Below are 1,114 nucleotides of genomic sequence, written 5' to 3'. Positions count from 1 at the left end.
GATCTGGATAATGCGCTGGTGATGTATAAGCGTTACGCCCACAGCTATAAAAAACCTTTTGATGCAGCTGTCGAAGCGCACTTTAAACTGAACGAAATTTATGCTGCACAGAACGACGAAGAAAAACGCCGTTTCTGGCTGGATAAGGTGATAACCCTGCACAATAAAGCAGGTAAAGATCAGACAGATCGTTCACGTTATCTGGCCGCCAGTGCGGCCTATGAGCTGGGTGAATTCGAACGGGTTAAATATGAAAAAATCGCCATTACGCTGCCCCTTGATAAAAGTGTGACGCGTAAGAATGCGGTGATGCAGGCCGCACTGAAGCGTTATACCCAGGCGGTGCAGATTGGCGTACTGGAATACACAACATCGGCGACTTATCGCATTGGTCAGTTGTACGCTCAGCTGAGCAAGGCGCTGATGGAATCGGAGCGGCCAGGCGGTATGGATGAACTGGAACTGGAGGAGTATCAGTTCCTGCTGGAAGAGCAGGCATTTCCTCTGGATGAGGCGGCTATTGAAATTCATCAGACCAATGCCAACCGTACTTACGATGGTCTGTATGATGAATGGATTAAAAAGAGTTACCGGTCTTTGGGTACGCTGATGCCTGGCCAGTACAATAAAAATGAAAAGGCGCTGAGTTATGTTGATCAGATTCGTTAGCCTGTTACTGCTGGTTTTATTACAGATTGGATTGCAGGGCTGCAGCCTCTTAGGTGCTAAGCCTGAAGTGGTCGATTCTGTGCCGCAGGAAAAACCGTTGCCGCCGGAACTGATCGAGGCCTATAACGCCGGTCTGGAATTGCTGCAGGACGAAGAGTTTGATGCGGCACTGGTTCACTGGCAGGCGCTGGCGGAAAAATACGCAGAATTTCCCGGCTGCTGGACCAATCTGGCGTTGGCGCAATACCGTCTCGAGCAGTTTGATGCCAGTCTGGAAAGCCTGAATAAAGCCGTTGTCCTTAAACAGGAATTCTGCCCGGCCTATAAAGTGCTGGGACTGGTGCAACGTGAATTAGGCCAGTTCGGTGCCGCAGAAAACAGCTATCAAACGGCTCTTAAGTGTGACCCGGCGGATGTGCAGGTGCATTATAATCTGGGCATTCTC

At 49.9% G+C, this 1,114-nt stretch carries 1 protein-coding gene and 1 pseudogene; both read left to right on the top strand.

The annotated features are described in order from the left end of the window. Positions 1 to 669, top strand: a pseudogene (locus tag B3P58_RS11550) (hypothetical protein); the annotation flags it as partial. After that, positions 650 to 1,114 (top strand): tetratricopeptide repeat protein (locus tag B3P58_RS11545; protein ID WP_286717646.1); only part of this gene is annotated, 465 nt, incomplete at its 3' end. The pseudogene B3P58_RS11550 and the gene B3P58_RS11545, both read left to right, overlap by 20 nt.

It is taken from the genome of Thalassolituus sp. UBA2009, assembly GCF_002335285.1.
In the GTDB taxonomy this organism is placed as follows: Bacteria; Pseudomonadota; Gammaproteobacteria; order Pseudomonadales; family Oceanobacteraceae; genus Venatoribacter; species Venatoribacter alkanivorans.
This window is presented reverse-complemented; position numbering and strand designations above follow the sequence as displayed.